The following is an 18287-nucleotide window of genomic DNA, read 5'->3' on the forward strand; positions in this document are numbered from 1 at the left end:
CCGCTTTCAAAGCGAGCCAGGGAAGGTGAGAGCCTGGTACGGTATCTCTTTCGAACATCACCCGCTAGTTTCCATTCGAACCGCAAGCAGTAGAAATGGACGTCTCATTCACGTTACGAATTCGAGTGGATAGACGATACTAGTCTGTCTATAAGGGTGGTACCGCGAGTCTCTCTCGTCCCTTCTGGGATGATGAGGGACTCCTTTTTTTGCCCAAAATTATCGGTCATCATAAGGAGGAAAAACATTGGATTACAAAGAAACACTGCTGATGCCGGAAACGGCTTTCCCGATGCGCGGCAACCTGCCGAACAAAGAACCAAAAATGCAGCAGGACTGGGAAGAACAAAACATCTACAAAAAAGTGCAGGAAAGAACGGAAGGGCGTCCGCTCTTCGTTTTGCATGACGGACCTCCATACGCCAATGGTGACCTTCATATGGGCCATGCGCTTAACAAAGTATTGAAAGACTTTATCGTGCGTTATAAATCGATGTCTGGCTTCCATGCACCATATGTTCCAGGCTGGGATACACACGGACTGCCGATCGAGCAGGCGCTTACGAAAAAGAAAGTCGACCGCAAGAAAATGACGGTTGCGGAATTCCGCCGTCTTTGTGCGGAATATGCGATGCAGCAGATCAATAACCAGCGCACACAGTTCAAGCAGCTAGGTGTTCGCGGGGATTGGGATAATCCTTATATCACGCTGACAAAGGATTATGAAGCAGCACAAATCAAAGTGTTCGGCGAAATGGCTGAACGCGGCTATATCTATAAAGGCATGAAGCCAGTATACTGGTCTCCATCCTCTGAATCTGCTTTAGCAGAAGCAGAAATCGAGTACCAAGACAAACGCTCTGCATCCATCTATGTGGCTTTCCAAGTTAAAGACGGTAAAGACCTGTTCCAAGGTGACGAGAAATTCATCATCTGGACAACTACACCATGGACATTACCTGCTAACGTTGCAATCTCGCTTCATCCTGAAGTGACATACGTGGTTGCACAAGTCGGCAGCGAGAAATACGTCGTGGCAGAAGACTTGCTTAGCAGCGTTACAGAAACACTTGAATGGAGCAGTCCTGAAGTACTGAAAACATTCAAAGGAAAAGAAGCAGAGTATGTTACAACACAGCATCCTTTCTATGACCGTGAATCATTGATCATTCTTGGCGAACATGTTACGACTGACAGCGGTACAGGCTGCGTGCACACAGCACCTGGACACGGGGAAGAAGATTTCTTTGCCAGTCAAAAATACAAATTGCCAATCATCAGCCCGCTAGATGACAAAGGAGTATTCACAAGTGAAGCTCCTGGTTTTGAAGGTGTATTCTATGATACGGCAAACAAAGAAATCACAGAACTGCTTGAAGAAAAAGGCGCATTACTGAAACTTGAGTTCTTTACACATTCTTACCCGCATGACTGGCGTACAAAGAAACCTGTCATCTATCGTGCAACAGCGCAATGGTTTGCTTCCATCAAAGCATTCCGTGAGCAGATCATCGAACAAATCAAGGAAGTGGAATGGTTCCCGAAATGGGGCGAAACACGCCTTTACAACATGTTCCGTGATCGTGAAGACTGGTGTATTTCCCGTCAGCGTGCATGGGGTGTTCCGATTCCTGTATTCTACGGTGAAAATGGAGAACCTATCATTACAGAAGAAACGATCCAGCATGTTTCCGATCTATTCCTTGAGCATGGCTCTAACATCTGGTTCGAAAGAGAAGCAAAAGACCTATTGCCGGAAGGCTTCACTTCCGAGCATAGCCCGAACGGCATCTTCACGAAAGAAACAGATATCATGGACGTGTGGTTCGACTCTGGTTCTTCTCACCAAGCTGTGTTAGTGAACCGTCCGGAATTACAGCGTCCAGCTGACCTTTACTTGGAAGGCTCCGATCAATATCGCGGCTGGTTCAACTCGTCCTTGACAACTGCTGTTGCTGTAACAGGCAAAGCACCGTACAAAGCAGTTCTAAGCCACGGATTTGCATTGGACGGAAAAGGCAAGAAGATGAGTAAATCGCTTGGCAACATCGTTGTACCGGCGAAAATCATGAAGCAGTATGGCGCGGATATCCTCCGTCTATGGGTTGCTTCCGTGGATTATCAATCAGATGTCCGTATCTCTGATGAAATCATCAAACAGACATCCGAAGGCTATCGCAAAATCCGGAATACGTTCCGCTTCTTGCTTGCCAACTTGCATGATTTCGATCCTGCGAAGGACAGTGTAGCGCATGCTGATATGGTGGAAGTGGATCGTTATATGCTTGCGAAGCTTTCTGATTTGACGAAGCACGTACGCGCGAGCTACGACAAATACGAATTTGCGGATGTATATTCTGCAATCCTTAGCTTCTGTTCTGTAGAACTTAGTGCGTTCTACCTTGATTTCGGTAAAGATATCCTTTATATCGAGGCTGCTGATCATCCAGCACGCCGCAGCATCCAGACTGCCTATTACGAAATCGTAAAAGCGCTTCTGCAAATGCTTGCACCGATTCTTGCACATACAACAGAGGAAGCTTGGAGCTATATTCCTGGTGAAAAAGCAGAAAGCGTCCAGTTGACTGACTTCCCAGAAGCTGCAGTAATTGCAGATCATGATGAGCTTTTGGCAAAATGGGATCATTTCATGAAGGTACGTGATGATGTTCTGAAAGCTTTGGAAATCGCCCGAAGTGAGAAAGTCATCGGTAAATCACTCGAATCTAAATTAACGATTGTTGCAAAAGACGATGCAACGAAACAGCTGCTTCAAGGTATTGATAATTTGCATCAATTGCTTATTGTATCTGAAGCTGATGTAGTGGATGCAAATGCAGATGCTGCTGATTATGAGCATGTGGCTGTCCGTGTGGAAAAACATCCGGCAGACCGATGCGAACGCTGCTGGGTTGCTTCTGACACAGTCGGGCAGGATGAGAAGCATCCTGAGCTATGTTCTCGCTGTGCAAGTATCGTGGAAGCACACTATCACGCGTAAGGAGAGAAAGCTTCGCTTTAAGGCGAAGCTTTCTTTTTATCTGGACAATCTTTTTGGCCGCATCTATGGTAAAATGCAAGGTAGATTGTATTTGAACGGAGGATAAGAAGTCCATGTATTTTGTCATTGCGATTATTCTGATCATCATTGATCAGCTAACAAAATTGGCAGTAGTGAAGAATATGACGGAAGGAGAGTCAATTCCGATCATCGATAATTTCCTGTACCTGTCTTCTCATCGTAACAGAGGAGCAGCCTGGGGGATATTGGAAGGTCATTTTTGGTTCTTCTATCTTGTAACAGCGATTGTTATTGTCATAGTCAGCTACTATATTGTGAAATATAGCAAGGAAAGCAAATTGATGGGTGCCGGTCTTTCGCTTGTACTTGGCGGAGCCATCGGCAACTTCATCGATCGGCTGTTCCGTAAGGAGGTCGTCGATTTCGTCGATACACGATTCGGTGACTATCATTATCCAATCTTCAACGTGGCGGATTCCTGTCTGGTTGTAGGTGTAATCCTCATCATTATCGCAATGCTGCTTGATGAGCGAAAGAAAGGAAGAAAAGAAGCATGAGTCAGTTTGACCATACAGTCGCAGCCGAAGAATCGGGTTTGCGCATCGATAAACTGTTATCTGATATCCAGGAGGATGTTTCCCGGAGTCAGGCTCAGAGCTGGATCAAAGAGGATCTAGTTACTGTGAACGGCACTAAGGTAAAGAATAAGTATACTGTGCAAGAAGGGGACGTGATCGAGTGGTCGATTCCGGAACCTGAGGAAATGAAAATCGAAGCGGAGAATATCCCGCTTGAGATCATTTATGAAGATGCAGATATTGCAGTTGTGAATAAGCCGCGAGGAATGGTTGTACACCCATCCAACGGTCATCAGACTGGTACGATGGTTCACGCGCTGCTATATCATCTTAAAGATCTATCTGGTATCAATGGAACGATGCGTCCGGGGATCGTACATCGTATCGATAAGGATACAAGCGGCCTTCTAGTCGTCGCTAAGCATGATAAAGCGCACCAAAAATTGACGGATATGCTGAAGGAACATGACATTGAACGGAAGTACCGTGCCATTGTCCATGGTGTGATCGATCACGAGTTTGGCACAATTGAAGCACCAATTGGTCGTGACCCGAATGACCGTCAGAAAATGGCTGTCGTAGAAAATGGAAAACCTGCAGTGACGCATTTTGAGGTGCTGGAACGTTTTGATGAATTCACTTATTTGGAATGTAAGCTGGAGACGGGCAGAACACATCAGATTCGTGTGCATATGCAATACATCGGTTATCCGCTTGCTGGAGACCCTAAATACGGTCCGCGCAGAACGCTGGATATCGGTGGCCAAGCGCTGCATGCTGCTGTTCTTGGCTTCAACCACCCTATCTCTGGTGAATGGATGCATTTCGAAGCTCCTGTTCCTGACGTGTTCCAAGAGGAATTGGACAAGTTGAAGTTCAATGCTTGACAGTCGTTCCCTGACATGCGATACTGAATGCAGTTGAATAGGAACCTTTAAGACAGTCCAGAGAGGCTGATAAGGAAGCGGAGAAGAACGGGATACGTATAGTATCCAAGCCCCTTATTGCCTCATGGTGATAAGGGGCTTTTTCATAGCTTCAAAGGAAGGTGGGAAGAAAATGAATAAGAAAGCAACCCTGCTGGATCAGGCTGCAATTGGACGTGCGCTCACCCGGATCGCACATGAAATCCTAGAACGCAATAAAGGACCGGAAGATTTGGTTCTTGTCGGTATCCAGACCAGAGGTGTTCCCATCGCGAAACGCCTGCAGCAGAAGATAGTAGGAATCGAACAAGTGACTGTACCGCTTGAAGAAGTGGATATCACCCTGTACCGGGATGACTTGGCACATGCTTCCGATAATCAGGAACCGATGGTGCAGCCAGTGAAGCTCGGAACAGATTTAACGAATAAGAATGTCATCTTGATTGATGATGTATTATACACAGGAAGAACAGTGAGAGCTGCAATGGATGCGATCATGGACGCGGGACGTCCAGCGCAGATCCAACTAGCAGTTCTGATCGACAGAGGACATCGGGAACTGCCGATTCGGGCCGATTATATTGGGAAGAATATCCCTACCTCACAATCGGAAGTCATCGTCGTCGAGTTAGAAGAGACAGATGACTACGAGAGCGTCGATATTTACGAAAATGAATAAGGACCTTTAATGGAAGTCCAGAGAGGCTTACAAGGTCGCAAGCAACAACGTCGTCACGGAAGTGGCAGACGTGTGCCTCTTTGCGACCATAATCGCGAAGAGGCTTTTTTTATAGGGAAAAAGAGGAGAGAAACAGATGAAGCCAGCATTAAACATACACGACATACCAAAATGGAATCAATGGATCATATTCAGCTTACAGCATTTATTCGCAATGTTCGGTGCAACTATCCTGGTGCCGGCACTCACCGGGCTTGATCCGGCAGTAGCACTTGTATCAAGCGGTGTCGGCACACTCGCATTCATCCTGATTACAAGAGGGACAGTGCCAGCTTATCTAGGATCGAGCTTCGCTTTCATCTATCCGATCACACAGGCAATTGAAACTGCCGGAATCGGCGGCGCCATGATTGGCAGCTTTTTCGCAGGTCTTGCTTACGGCGTCGTTGCGATCGCCATCCGTCTCGGCGGAATGAGAAGTATCATCAAACTGCTTCCGCCGATTGTTGTTGGACCAGTCATCATTGTCATCGGTCTGGCACTGGCACCGACTGCGGTGGATATGGCAATGAATGCACCTGATACAGGGGAATACAGCACAAAATACTTCATAATTGCACTGGTCACATTAGCAATAACAGTAGCAGCGTCCATCTTCCTGAAAGGATTCCTTGGATTGATTCCGGTCTTGATCGGAATCATCGGCGGGTATGTTTTCGCGCTAACACAAGGAATTGTTGACACAAGCGGCGTACAGGCAGCTTGGAACCAGATTGTTTCAGCGGATAGCATCAGTGCTTTCTTCAGCGGAATCTTCACGGTACCGAACTTTACCATCCCGTTTGTTGATTACAACGTCGCTGATGTATTCAGCTGGCAGCTTTTCTTCACGATGGTGCCTATCGCGGTTGTAACAGTATCTGAACACATCGGACACCAGCTGGCATTATCCAAGATCGTCGATCAAAACATGCTCGTCAAGCCAGGTTTGCATACATCTTTGGCGGGTGATGGAATCGCGACAATGATTGCATCCGTCCTTGGCGGTCCGCCAAACACAACTTACGGGGAAAACATCGGGGTACTGGCGATCACAAGAGTGTTCAGTGTATTCGTCATCGGGGGTACAGCAGTACTTGCTATTCTTTTCGGATTCACGGGCTTGATCACTGCTTTGATCAGCTCAGTTCCGTCGGCAGTCATGGGCGGCGTGAGCATCATGCTCTTTGGGATCATCGCTGCAAGCGGTCTTCGAACGATGATCGACAGCCAGCTTGACCTTGGCGACAAACGTAACTTGATCATCAGCTCGATCATCTTGGTCATCGGAATCGGCGGAGCTTTCCTTCGCTTCCAGATTGCCGATCTGGACTTGGAAATCAACAGCATGGCATTAGCAGCACTAGTTGGAGTCGTCTTGAACCTTGTATTGCCGGGCAAAGAATCCGGTCTTGGAAATGGCAGTCTGTTCACAGTCGAGGACAAATAAGGAGGAGAAGGACATGAAGCATTTCGTATCGATGAAGCATCTTACTGCAGGTGAACTGCTGCAGCTCGTACAGCTCGCTACAGACATACAGGTACAGGGGGTATCAGGATACAGGGAGCAGCTGTTCGCAGCCAATCTATTCTTCGAGCCGAGCACACGGACGAAGATGAGCTTTACCGTAGCAGAACGGAAACTTGGCCTGGAAGTGCTGGACTTCGCCGCAGAGGCATCCAGCGTGACCAAAGGCGAGACCGTCTATGACACCGCTAAGACCCTTCAATCGATCGGAGCTTCGGTCCTTATCATCCGTCATCCAGAGGAACAAACAGCTGCAATGCTTGCTGAAAAGCTGGATATACCGGTTATTAATGCCGGTGATGGAAAAGGGGAGCACCCGACACAATGCTTGCTTGATCTGATGACAATATATCAGGAGTATGGACGCTTTGACGGGCTGAAAATCGTCATTGCAGGTGACATCCGTCACAGCCGGGTTGCCAGAAGCAATGCATTGGCACTGCGCAAATTGGGGGCGCACGTCTTTGCAGCAGGCAAGCCGGAATGGATGGATGAAACACTTGGAATACCGGTATTGAGTATGGATGATGCAGTGGAACAATGTGATGTCATGATGCTGCTTCGTATTCAGTTTGAACGTCATGAATCAAAAGGAGAAGCATCTGGATATTTGGAACAATACGGACTGACGAAAGCCAGGGAACAAAAGATGCAGCAGCACGCGATCATTATGCACCCGGCTCCAGTCAACCGCGGCATCGAAATAGACGACAGTCTCGTGGAAGCACCACGCTCGAGGATATTCCGTCAAATGGAAAACGGCGTAGCAGCAAGAATGGCAGTTATCATTACACTATTGGAAGGATGGGGAATCAAGCATGGCTACAATCTTAACAAACGCGAAGCAGTTAACAGCTGATCAGACACTGGAAGAAGTAATGGTAAAAATCGAGGATGGTATTATCACTGACATTGCCAGTCAAATCGAGATTACAGCAGAAGATCATGTAGAGGATCTAGAAGGTCAGCTAGTAACAGCAGGCTTTGTGGATGTCCATGTACATTTGCGTGAACCAGGTGCAGAAAAGAAGGAAACGATTGAAACTGGTACAAAAGCTGCAGCTCGAGGCGGATTCACGACAGTAGCTGCCATGCCTAACCTCCGACCAGCACCAGATTGTCCAGAAACGCTCCAATCCATCATGGCTCGAAATGAAGAAAGCGGCGTTATCCGCGTGTTGCAATATGCTGCCATCACGAAACAGCAGTTAGGCCGTGAAATAGTGGACATGGAAAACATGAAAGAAGCTTTTGCCTTTACCGACGATGGTCTTGGAATCCAATCTGCTGGGATGATGCTGGAGACGATGCAGCGAGCAGCTAAGCTCGGAATTCCTGTTGTGGCGCATTGCGAAGATGACAGTCTCGTTCCTGGCGGTGTCATGCATGAAGGTACAGCGAGCGAACGGCTTGGGTTGCCAGGTATCAATAGTGTTTCCGAGTCAGTACATATCGCCCGTGATATTCTGCTGGCCGAAGCTGCGGGCTGTCATTATCATATCTGCCATGTGAGTACAAAAGAATCTGTCCGGGTCATCCGAGACGCTAAACGTGCCGGTATCCGCGTGACTGCTGAGGTTACACCGCATCACTTGCTTCTTATTGATGAAGATATCATAACAGATGACGGGAACTTTAAGATGAATCCGCCACTCAGGTCCGATGCGGATCGTCAGGCGCTGATTGAAGGACTGCTTGATGGAACGATTGACATGATAGCGACAGATCATGCACCACACACAGCGGAAGAGAAGAACGTCAGCATGCTGGATGCTTCATTCGGTATCGTTGGCTCAGAAACTGCCTTCAGCCTGCTATACACGCAGTTTGTTGAGACAAATATCTTTACGCTTAATCAGCTGATTGATTGGCTAACGATCAAACCTTCACAGGCATTCGGATTGCCATATGGCCGCTTCGAAATAGGTGCAGCGGCAGACTTAGCTGTATTGGACCTAGAAGCTGAAGGAGAAGTAGATCCGGCACTATTCCAATCCAAGGGAACAAACACACCATTCATTGGCTGGCGCTATAAAGGAGAGCCGACGATGACAATCTTTGGCGGAGAAATCGTCTACAGAAAGGAAGCGGTAAAATGAAGAAACGACAACTTATCCTAGAAGACGGTACAGTTTTTACTGGCACGGCATTCGGCAGCGATAGCGCAACAACTGGAGAAATCGTCTTCAATACAGGGATGACAGGCTATCAAGAGATTATTTCTGACCCTTCCTACTGCGGTCAGATCGTTACACTGACGTATCCGCTGATCGGCAACTATGGTATCAACAGCGATGACTTCGAGAGCATCCAGCCATCCATTCAGGCCTTGGTTGTAAAAGAAGCTGCAGCAGCACCTTCTAACTTCCGGAAACAGCACACAATTGATGCTTTCCTAAAGTTTCATCAGATCCCAGGTATCGCAGGTATCGATACTCGTAAACTGACAAAAATCATCCGGAAACAAGGTGCAATGAAAGCTAGATTGACAGAAGCAGTCGATACACTTGAAAATCATGCTTCTTGGGAAACAATCACACTTTCAAACGATCAAGTACAACGTATGAGTACAGCTAAACCTTATGTTGTACCAGGGCGCGGCAAACGCATTGTTGTCATGGATTTTGGCATGAAGCACGGCATTCTTCGTGAATTGGCAGCCCGCGATTGTCATATCACAGTTGTACCTTGGCATTACACAGCCGAACAAATCCTCCATTTAAACCCTGATGGCATCATGCTGACGAATGGACCTGGCGATCCGAAAGACGTGGAACCTGCCATACAAACTATTCGTGAGCTGATCGGCCAAGTACCTATTTTCGGTATCTGTCTTGGTCACCAGCTGATTGCATTGGCAGCCGGTGCGAATACAGAAAAACTGAAGTTCGGTCATCGGGGCTCCAACCACCCTGTCAAAGACTTGGAAACAGGGAAAACCTACCTTACCTCACAAAATCATGGCTATACAGTCACAAAGGAATCTTTGGCCGCGACGGAACTCATCCTGACACAAGTAGCTTTGAATGACGGCACCGTAGAAGGGCTCAGACATAACAAATATCCGGTCATGTGTGTGCAGTACCATCCAGAAGCGGCACCAGGTCCTGAGGATACCCGTCATTTATTCGATAACTTCCTTACAATGACAGCACAAACCAACCAAACATCCAAGGGGGAAGCAACTTATGCCTAAACGCACTGATATCCAGAAAATACTCGTCATCGGTTCAGGACCAATTGTGATCGGGCAAGCAGCTGAATTCGATTATTCCGGTACGCAGGCATGCCAGGCGCTGCGTGAAGAAGGATATACCGTCATTCTTGCTAACTCCAATCCTGCTACGATCATGACGGATCATACTGTTGCGGATACTGTTTACATGGAGCCGCTCACGGTTGAATTCCTAAGCAAGATAATCCGCAAGGAACAGCCAGATGCTTTGCTGCCGACACTTGGCGGACAGACTGGATTGAACTTGGCTGTTGCACTTGATAACTCAGGTATTTTAAAGGAATTCGGTGTAGAACTGCTTGGTACATCCCTCGAAGCCATTCAGCAGGCAGAGGACAGAGAGCAATTCCGTGATTTGATGCATCAGTTGGGAGAACCAGTACCAGAAAGTCAGATTGTCACAACTGTAGAAGGAGCAGTGGCTTTTTCAGAAGAAATCGGCTTTCCACTCATCGTCCGTCCAGCTTACACGCTTGGCGGAACGGGCGGAGGAATGTGCTATAACCTGGAGGAACTAAAACAAATCACAAAGAACGGATTAGCGCTTTCTCCGGTGACGCAATGTCTGATTGAACGGAATATTGCCGGGTTCAAGGAAATCGAATACGAAGTAATGCGCGATAAAAATGATCAGGCAATCGTCGTTTGTAATATGGAAAACGTCGATCCAGTCGGCATCCACACAGGTGACAGCATCGTCGTAGCACCTTCCCAGACACTGAGTGACCGGGAATACCAGCTGCTGCGCAACGCTTCCATAAAAATCATCAAAGCACTGCAGATCGAGGGAGGCTGTAATGTACAGCTGGCTTTGGATCCGCATAGCTTCAACTACTACATCATCGAAGTGAATCCGCGTGTAAGCCGATCAAGCGCACTTGCTTCCAAGGCAACAGGTTATCCAATCGCCAAAATGGCAGCGAAGATTGCTGTCGGTTTGACACTGGATGAAATCAAGAATCCTGTAACAGGTACGACATACGCATACTTTGAACCAGCACTAGACTATGTTGTTGCCAAACTGCCGCGTTTCCCATTTGATAAATTCGTCAGCGGAAACCGTAAACTAGGTACACAGATGAAGGCGACAGGAGAAGTAATGGCAATTGGCCGCAATGTCGAAGAGGCTTTGCTGAAAGGTGTCCGCTCCCTTGATAACAAAGCGAACGGTCTTGCATCCATCAGCCTGGATAGAATGAGCGATGAAGAGATGGAGCATCGACTTGTCAAAGCGGATGATGAACGACTGTTTGTCCTGGCTGAAGCCTTCCGCCGCGGATACACAATTGAGCAGCTGCATGAACTGACTAAGATTGACCGCTTCTTCCTTTGGAAAATTGAAGCATTGATTGAAATGGAATCAAATTTGCAAGAACAGCCTTGGGAACTGGAATTGCTGAAGGAAGTAAAACAAAAAGGATTTTCTGACCGGGAAATAGCACACTGGTGGAACACGACGGAAGACAAGGTATACGAATTCCGGACTGAAAATGATCTTCAGCCTGTATACAAAATGGTAGATACGTGTGCCGCGGAATTCGAATCGCAAACACCTTATTTCTACAGCACCTATGAAGAAGAGAATGAATCTGTCGCTTCTGATAAAGAGAAAGTAATCGTGCTTGGTTCTGGACCAATCCGAATCGGACAGGGAATCGAATTCGACTATGCAACAGTCCATAGCGTCCTGGCTATCCGGGAAGCGGGATATGAAGCGATCATCATTAACAGCAACCCCGAAACCGTTTCGACGGATTTCAGTGTTTCCGATAAGCTCTATTTCGAGCCACTTACGCTGGAAGATGTGATGCATGTCGTCAACCTTGAAAACCCGCTCGGTGTCATCGTACAATTCGGCGGTCAGACTGCTATCAATCTGGCAGAAGGGTTGGAACGCCGTGGCGTCAAGGTGCTCGGAACATCTTTGCAGGCAATCGATGCAGCAGAAGACCGGGATAAATTTGAAAAACTGCTTGATGAATTGAGTATTGCAAAACCAGATGGAGCATCTATCACAAAGCTTGCGGATGCTGCTGCGACAGCGGAAAAAATCGGTTATCCCGTACTTGTCCGTCCTTCCTATGTGATTGGCGGAAGCAATATGGAGATCGTCTACAATGACGAGGAATTGCAGAACTACATGGAAAAACGTGTACATGTCAGACATGATCATCCAGTACTGATTGATCAATACTTGACCGGTATCGAGGTGGAAGTAGACGCTATCAGCGATGGCGAAACAACTATCATTCCAGGAATCATGGAGCATATCGAACGTGCCGGCGTCCATTCAGGAGATTCCATTGCTGTTTATCCGACCCAGACGATAACCGAGGAATGCCGCCAGCAATGCATCGATGCGACAATGCAAATCGCGAAGGCTCTTGGCGTAAAAGGCTTGATCAATATTCAGTTCGTTATCCATCAAAACAAAGCATATGTGTTGGAAGTGAATCCGCGTGCCAGCCGCACGATTCCGTTCTTGTCCAAAATTACACATGTAACGATGGCCAATATCGCTACACGCGCAATTTTGGGTGAAAAGCTAGCTGACATGGGATATGTTTCCGGGCTATTGCCGGAACCCGAGGATGTCTATGTGAAAGTGCCTGTATTCAGCTTTGAGAAGCTTCGCAGTGTTGATACGCTGCTCGGGCCGGAGATGAAATCGACAGGTGAAGCAATCGGGCATGATCGTACACTTGAAAAAGCACTTTATAAAGGTTTGATTGCTTCGGGGCTGTCTGTACCGCAGGAAGGAGCTATCTTACTGACTGTAGCGGATAAAGACAAAGAAGAAGCGATGGAAATCGCAAAACTATTTTATGCGCTCGGCTTCCAGCTGTACGCTACCGAAGGAACGAGTGCAGCGGTAGAAGAAGCAGGACTTCCAGTTACAACAGTAGGAAAAGTCGGTGCTTCTGAGCAGAATGTAATCAGCATCATTGAAAATGGTGAAGTACAATTTGTTGTTAACACATTGACTTCCGGCAAGCAGCCTAGATCAGACGGCTTCCTTATCCGTCGTGAAGCTGTTGAGCATGGTATCGCCTGTCTGACTAGCCTAGATACAGCCAAAGCGATTGCGACTATCATCGAATCGATGACATTCACTGCTAAGCCTGTAGTAGCAGGAGGTATGCCGTCTTGATTCATGAACATCTTGAGATTATCAGCAGGGAAACAATTGCAAAAGATACAGTAGAAATGACCTTCAAGGGAAAGATGGCGCAGGAGAACATCCTGCCCGGTCAATTCCTGCATTTGCTAGTAGGAGAAGGCAGCAATCATATGCTGCGCCGTCCGATCAGCATCGCTGGTGTTGATAAACAGGAGTCTACTATTACGATCATTTTCAAACTACTAGGCGAAGGAACGAACACACTGGCTAAAGCAGAGCCGGGAGATCAGCTGGATGCGCTTGGACCATGCGGTCAAGGCTATCCAGTCGATGAGCTCCAAATGCAGCATGCCCTGCTCGTTGGCGGCGGAATCGGTGTACCGCCTCTATATTATCTGGCGAAGCGTCTGCATGAAAAAGGCATCCAGGTAACGATGGTAGCTGGATTCCAAAACAAAGAGCAAGTTTTCTATGAGGAAGCATTCCGTAACCTTGGAGACTATTATCTTGCAACTGATGACGGAAGCGCAGGGGAAAAAGGGTTTGTGACGGATATAATCACGAAAGAAGCATTCTCTTTCGATCAATTTTTCACCTGCGGTCCTACCGGCATGCTTAAAGCTGTCTCTACTCAGCTAGCAGAGGAAGAAGGTTTCATTTCGATTGAACAGCGGATGGGCTGCGGAATCGGCGCGTGCTTTGCGTGTGTCGTGCCTGCACCGGAAAGTGAAAGCGGCTATAAGAAAATATGCAAAGACGGCCCTGTCTTCCGGTCAAAGGAGGTTGTGCTCGCATGAATTTAGCAGTCAATCTCCCAGGCCTGGATATGAAGAATCCTATTCTACCAGCTTCTGGCTGTTTCGGCTTCGGCAAGGAATACGCAGAGCTATATGACTTGAACCTCCTCGGCGGGATTACGATCAAAGCAGCAACCGGTTCTGCGCGTTATGGCAATAGCACGCCGCGTGTTGCCGAAACTACGGCGGGTATGCTCAATGCGATTGGTTTACAAAACCCAGGAGTGGACCAGATAGTAGAGAAGGAGCTTCCGTTTTTGGCAGATTTCGATACGCCGATTATTGCCAATGTAGCAGGCAGCACTGTCGAAGAGTATGTAGAAGTAGCACGGAAAATCAGCAAGCACCCGGTAATTAAAGCGATAGAGCTCAACATCTCTTGTCCGAATGTGAAAGAAGGCGGCGTCCAGTTCGGCACTGATCCGGAGCTTGCCAAAATGGTTACAGCTGCTGTGAAAGAAGTAAGTAATGTCCCAGTCTACGTGAAGCTTTCACCGAACGTCACCGACATTACGGCCATTGCTCGTGCAGTGGAAGAAGGAGGGGCAGATGGCCTGTCCTTAATCAATACATTGACAGGTATGCAAATTAACCTAGCAGGCAGGAAGCCATTGCTAGCCAACAAAATAGGCGGGTTGTCCGGTCCAGCCGTAAAGCCAGTAGCAATCCGCATGGTTTACCAAATACGTCAAATGACTAACCTGCCGATTATCGGTATGGGAGGTGTAACGACGGCAGAGGATGTGCTGGAATTCCTTTTAGCAGGTGCATCTGCTGTGGCAGTAGGTACCGCTAACTTTCAGCATCCATTCGTGTGCCTTGAAATCATCCAGAACCTGCCGCACGTCCTGCAAAAGTATGGATTCGCAAGTGTCGAGGACGCAATCGGAAAGGGGCATGCATATGCAGACACCAATCTATCTCGCGCTTGATTTCCCTACAGGGGAAGCAGCGCTGCATTTCCTGAGTCAGCATGAGTTGGCCGAGGTACCGGTAAAAGTAGGGATGGAGCTATTTTACCGGGAAGGTCCATCCATCGTTCACCAATTGAAAGAGAATAACCATCCAATCTTTCTCGATCTTAAACTGCATGACATTCCGAATACTGTTAAAAGCGCTATGCGTAATTTAGCAGGACTTGATGTAGATATATTTAATGTTCATGCGTTAGGCGGAGCAAAGATGATGGAAGACGCAAAAGAAGGTCTGTTGCAGGGAGCAAAAAATGCTGTTCCTAAACTGATAGCTGTGACTATGCTGACATCTATGGATGAAGACACGGTTCGGACCGACCTTAAACAGCCGATGGAACTCGCTGCTTATGCTCTGCATCTGGCCGAATTGTCCAAGACAGCAGGGGCTGATGGGGTAGTTTGTTCTCCTCATGAAGCAGCAAGTATCAAAGCAGCTTGCGGAGCTGACTTCCTTACCGTCACTCCAGGAATACGGCTCGCGGGATCCGATCAAAACGATCAGCATCGTATCGCAACACCTGCTGGTGCTAGGAAAATGCAAGCGGACTATCTCGTAATCGGAAGAAGTGTTACAGCAGCATCCAATCCAAAACAAGCATACGAACAAGTAATCGAGGAGTGGAAAAACTATGACAACTACAACTAATATAGCAGAAGCACTGCTTTCAATAGATGCGATTCAAATTGATCCAGCCAAAAGTTTTGTATGGGCATCTGGAATCCACTCACCGATTTACTGTGATAATCGGCTGACACTCGGTCACCCGGAAGTACGGACGGCAATAGCTCGCCAGTTTCAAGTGAAGTTAGCAGAATTGCCGGAAACAGATATCATAGCAGGCTGTGCGACCGGCGGAATCCCGCATGCTGCCTGGCTTGCTGATAAAGCAGCTCTGCCGATGATCTATGTCCGGTCCAGCAAAAAAGGTCACGGAAAAGGCAACCAAATCGAAGGAGCAGACGTTGCGGGTAAACATGTAGTCGTTATCGAGGATCTTATTTCAACCGGGGGCTCTGTTATCAACACGGTCCAAGCACTGCAGGAAGCAGGGGCGATTGTGACGAAAGTATTGGCCATCTTCAGCTATAATCTGAAGAAAGCGGATGATAATTTTACCGCTATTGATGTTCCATTTGAGACGCTGACTAATTTTGATTCTTTAGTTGATATTCTTGTAGAAAAAGAGAGGATAACATCTATGGAGAAACAGGAATTATTGGCATGGCGAAATACATTGTAAAGGGTGCTTTCAGGCATCCTTTTTTTTCTTACATATGGTAGGCTGATAGAAAAGGATGTGAGCACATGGCAGCAGTACATCATTCATTAGAGAAGAAACTGATTGAAGCAAGGCGTACATTGCATCAATATCCTGAGTTATCTCATGAGGAATACAAAACGCCAGAACGTATCCGCAGTTGGCTGGAAGAAGCAGAGATAGAAATTCTAGATAGTTCTCTTGAAACAGGATTGATTGCACAAATAGCTGGCAAAACTGGTCCGATAATTGCGCTTCGTGCAGACATTGATGCACTGCCAATTCAAGAAGAAAGTGAAGAATCCTTCCAATCGGTCCATGCAGGTGTCATGCATGCTTGCGGTCATGATTTTCATACCGCTGTCATGCTCGGAGCTGCCTTTTTGCTGAAGAAACAGCAGGAAGAGCTGGAAGGTACAGTAAAAATAATCTTCCAGCCAGCTGAAGAAACCGGCACTGGTGCTCAAGCAGTACTGGAAACAGGAATGTTGGATGATGTTCAAGCGATATTCGGCTTACATAATGATCCGTATTTAAAACTTGGAGAGCTTGGTACAAGAGCGGGTATTTTGTCTGCTGGTGTTGACCGTTTTCGTATCACTGTTAAAGGAAAGGGTGCTCATGCAGCAAGACCGCATCTTGGAACAGATCCAATCATTATAGGAATGGATATTATCAATCGTCTGCAAACCTTAGTCAGCAGACAAATTCCTTCTACCGAAAGCGGAGTAATAAGTGTAACCCAGTTCCACAGCGGCTCCACATAGAACGTCATACCTGAGACCAGTTTTATTGAAGGAACTGTACGAACATTCAACAAAGATGTTCGTTCATTGATTCGGCAACAAATGGAGCAAATTGTAACTTATGAAGCTGCTTCACATGGAGCAAAAGCGGAACTTGATTATCAGGCAGGACCGCCATCTGTCGATAATGATTCGGTATGGACAGCATTTCTGATGGAGCAGGCCGAGACGAGTGGATACAAGGTGACTATCATAGAACCTTCTGCCGGTGGAGAAGACTTCTCTTTTTATCAGGAAAAAATTAGAGGGGCATTCGTTCGGATCGGAGTAGAACAGGAATATGGCCTCCATCATCCTCGATATACATTACAAGAATCTGCTTTGCTTCCGGCAGCTCAGTATTTTGCGCGTATCGCTCCGGAAGCATTAAAGCAAATTGCATCCGAATAGGAGAGTAGCTATGGAAATCAAGGAACTCACAGACATCAACGAATTTAGGGAAGAACTTGCAATCTTATTCCAAACAGTGGTTGCTGACGGAGCATCCATGAACTATTTGCACCCAATGAGCAAAGAAACTGCATTGTCGTATTGGGATTCTGTTCTTTCAGATCAAGTACGGCTTTTTATTGGGTTACTTGATGACGAAATTGCAGGGACTGTTCAGCTGCATTACAGCGATAAGGAAAATGGCCGACATCGTGCAGAAATAGCTAAATTGATGACCAGTACAAAAGCCAGAAGGAAAGGCGTTGCCAGAAAACTGCTTCAGCATGCCGAGCAAGCAGCAAAGTCAGATGGCAAAACATTGCTCCTGCTTGATACGGAAAAAGAAGGACCAGCCAATTTGCTTTATCAGTCTGAAGGGTATGTATTGTTTGGAGAAGTGCCGGATTTTGCGCAGGATGCATTTGGCACATTTCTAGGTGGTAATTTTTATTACAAGTTAATAGGATGATTCATTATTTGAGCTTTTTCTAACTTCGATTAACTTAATTATTATCGTTTCCAGTCGTCATCTTGCGTCAGCATGTCTAACTTTATATACCTGGTCGAACGCTATCAGTCATACAATTTAAGAGATTAAATAATAGTGCTGCCTTTTGGCAGCTTTTTTACTTCTTTCCTGCCCACATATTAATGAGTCGCCTACGCTTTGAGATGATTCAACACGGATTAGAACAGGGTTTAACATATGATAATACAATTGGCTTAATTCAACTTTTGAAAAATTAGATAAACCTGTTCATTCTTAAATATAGAAAGGCTGTACACTACATCGGTGTACAGCCTTTTTTCTAGATTCTTTTCTGTCATATCTTAAAGAAAATTCGAGAAATACGTTCTTAATCTTTTTCAACCATTGTTTTGTTAACATATATT

At 46.7% G+C, this 18287-nt stretch carries 14 protein-coding genes, 1 pseudogene and 1 other annotated feature (1 of these 16 cut by a window edge); all 15 genes and pseudogenes read left to right on the plus strand.

The window, feature by feature from the left end:
- Positions 1-186, plus strand: a binding site (T-box leader) (it extends 35 nt beyond the left edge of the window).
- Positions 187-247: 61 nt separating this feature from the next.
- Complete coding sequence (gene ileS, locus CHH91_RS08615) at positions 248-3001, plus strand: isoleucine--tRNA ligase (RefSeq protein ID WP_095223040.1); 2754 nt, start codon at positions 248-250, stop codon at positions 2999-3001.
- 113 nt (positions 3002-3114) lie between these two features.
- Positions 3115-3579 carry a signal peptidase II gene (lspA, locus tag CHH91_RS08620; protein ID WP_095223041.1) on the plus strand — a complete coding sequence of 155 codons (465 nt, stop codon included), beginning with the start codon at positions 3115-3117 and terminating at the stop codon, positions 3577-3579.
- Positions 3576-4487 carry an RluA family pseudouridine synthase gene (locus tag CHH91_RS08625; RefSeq protein WP_095223042.1) on the plus strand — a complete coding sequence of 304 codons (912 nt, stop codon included), beginning with the start codon at positions 3576-3578 and terminating at the stop codon, positions 4485-4487. The genes lspA and CHH91_RS08625 overlap by 4 nt, the downstream gene beginning before the upstream one ends.
- Positions 4488-4659: 172 nt before the next feature.
- Positions 4660-5205, plus strand: a complete 546-nt coding sequence (gene pyrR / locus CHH91_RS08630; RefSeq protein ID WP_095223043.1) for a bifunctional pyr operon transcriptional regulator/uracil phosphoribosyltransferase PyrR — start codon at positions 4660-4662, stop codon at positions 5203-5205.
- Between the two features lie 136 nt (positions 5206-5341).
- Positions 5342-6694: a solute carrier family 23 protein gene (locus tag CHH91_RS08635; RefSeq protein WP_095223044.1), complete on the plus strand. Its 1353-nt coding sequence runs from the start codon at positions 5342-5344 to the stop codon at positions 6692-6694.
- 13 nt (positions 6695-6707) lie between these two features.
- The gene (locus CHH91_RS08640; RefSeq protein ID WP_095223045.1) at positions 6708-7631 is read left to right on the plus strand and encodes an aspartate carbamoyltransferase catalytic subunit; all 924 of its coding nucleotides are present in this window, start codon (positions 6708-6710) and stop codon (positions 7629-7631) included.
- Entirely contained in the window at positions 7591-8871 is a 1281-nt protein-coding gene (locus CHH91_RS08645; RefSeq protein ID WP_095223046.1) for a dihydroorotase, read from the plus strand. Before CHH91_RS08640 ends, CHH91_RS08645 begins: the two co-directional genes overlap by 41 nt.
- Positions 8868-9968: a carbamoyl phosphate synthase small subunit gene (locus CHH91_RS08650; RefSeq protein WP_095223047.1), complete on the plus strand. Its 1101-nt coding sequence runs from the start codon at positions 8868-8870 to the stop codon at positions 9966-9968. The genes CHH91_RS08645 and CHH91_RS08650 overlap by 4 nt, the downstream gene beginning before the upstream one ends.
- Positions 9961-13158 carry a carbamoyl-phosphate synthase large subunit gene (gene carB / locus CHH91_RS08655; RefSeq protein WP_095223048.1) on the plus strand — a complete coding sequence of 1066 codons (3198 nt, stop codon included), beginning with the start codon at positions 9961-9963 and terminating at the stop codon, positions 13156-13158. Before CHH91_RS08650 ends, carB begins: the two co-directional genes overlap by 8 nt.
- Positions 13155-13925, plus strand: coding sequence for a dihydroorotate dehydrogenase electron transfer subunit (locus CHH91_RS08660; RefSeq protein ID WP_095223049.1), 771 nt, complete (start codon positions 13155-13157; stop codon positions 13923-13925). Before carB ends, CHH91_RS08660 begins: the two co-directional genes overlap by 4 nt.
- A complete protein-coding gene (locus CHH91_RS08665; protein ID WP_095223050.1) occupies positions 13922-14857 on the plus strand; it encodes a dihydroorotate dehydrogenase in 936 nt (311 codons plus the stop codon). The genes CHH91_RS08660 and CHH91_RS08665 overlap by 4 nt, the downstream gene beginning before the upstream one ends.
- Positions 14829-15545: an orotidine-5'-phosphate decarboxylase gene (gene pyrF, locus CHH91_RS08670; RefSeq protein WP_095223051.1), complete on the plus strand. Its 717-nt coding sequence runs from the start codon at positions 14829-14831 to the stop codon at positions 15543-15545. Before CHH91_RS08665 ends, pyrF begins: the two co-directional genes overlap by 29 nt.
- Entirely contained in the window at positions 15529-16140 is a 612-nt protein-coding gene (gene pyrE, locus CHH91_RS08675) for an orotate phosphoribosyltransferase (RefSeq protein WP_095223052.1), read from the plus strand. The genes pyrF and pyrE overlap by 17 nt, the downstream gene beginning before the upstream one ends.
- Positions 16141-16205: 65 nt before the next feature.
- Positions 16206-17354, plus strand: a pseudogene (locus tag CHH91_RS08680) (amidohydrolase).
- A gap of 10 nt (positions 17355-17364) precedes the next feature.
- Complete coding sequence (locus tag CHH91_RS08685) at positions 17365-17862, plus strand: GNAT family N-acetyltransferase (RefSeq protein WP_095223053.1); 498 nt, start codon at positions 17365-17367, stop codon at positions 17860-17862.
- The last annotated feature ends 425 nt before the right edge of the window (positions 17863-18287 follow it).

It is taken from the genome of Virgibacillus sp. 7505, from assembly GCF_002272135.1.
In the GTDB taxonomy this organism is placed as follows: Bacteria; Bacillota; Bacilli; order Bacillales; family Amphibacillaceae; genus Terribacillus.

Bases quoted from the DNA above. Each gene is read 5' to 3' on its own strand.
- lspA (WP_095223041.1), top strand. From the start codon at position 3,115: ATGTATTTTGTCATTGCGATTATTCTGATCATCATTGATCAGCTAACA.
- CHH91_RS08625 (WP_095223042.1), top strand. From the start codon at position 3,576: ATGAGTCAGTTTGACCATACAGTCGCAGCCGAAGAATCGGGTTTGCGC.
- pyrR (WP_095223043.1), top strand. From the start codon at position 4,660: ATGAATAAGAAAGCAACCCTGCTGGATCAGGCTGCAATTGGACGTGCG.
- CHH91_RS08635 (WP_095223044.1), top strand. From the start codon at position 5,342: ATGAAGCCAGCATTAAACATACACGACATACCAAAATGGAATCAATGG.
- CHH91_RS08640 (WP_095223045.1), top strand. From the start codon at position 6,708: ATGAAGCATTTCGTATCGATGAAGCATCTTACTGCAGGTGAACTGCTG.
- CHH91_RS08645 (WP_095223046.1), top strand. From the start codon at position 7,591: ATGGCTACAATCTTAACAAACGCGAAGCAGTTAACAGCTGATCAGACA.
- CHH91_RS08650 (WP_095223047.1), top strand. From the start codon at position 8,868: ATGAAGAAACGACAACTTATCCTAGAAGACGGTACAGTTTTTACTGGC.
- carB (WP_095223048.1), top strand. From the start codon at position 9,961: ATGCCTAAACGCACTGATATCCAGAAAATACTCGTCATCGGTTCAGGA.
- CHH91_RS08665 (WP_095223050.1), top strand. From the start codon at position 13,922: ATGAATTTAGCAGTCAATCTCCCAGGCCTGGATATGAAGAATCCTATT.
- pyrF (WP_095223051.1), top strand. From the start codon at position 14,829: ATGCAGACACCAATCTATCTCGCGCTTGATTTCCCTACAGGGGAAGCA.
- pyrE (WP_095223052.1), top strand. From the start codon at position 15,529: ATGACAACTACAACTAATATAGCAGAAGCACTGCTTTCAATAGATGCG.
- CHH91_RS08685 (WP_095223053.1), top strand. From the start codon at position 17,365: ATGGAAATCAAGGAACTCACAGACATCAACGAATTTAGGGAAGAACTT.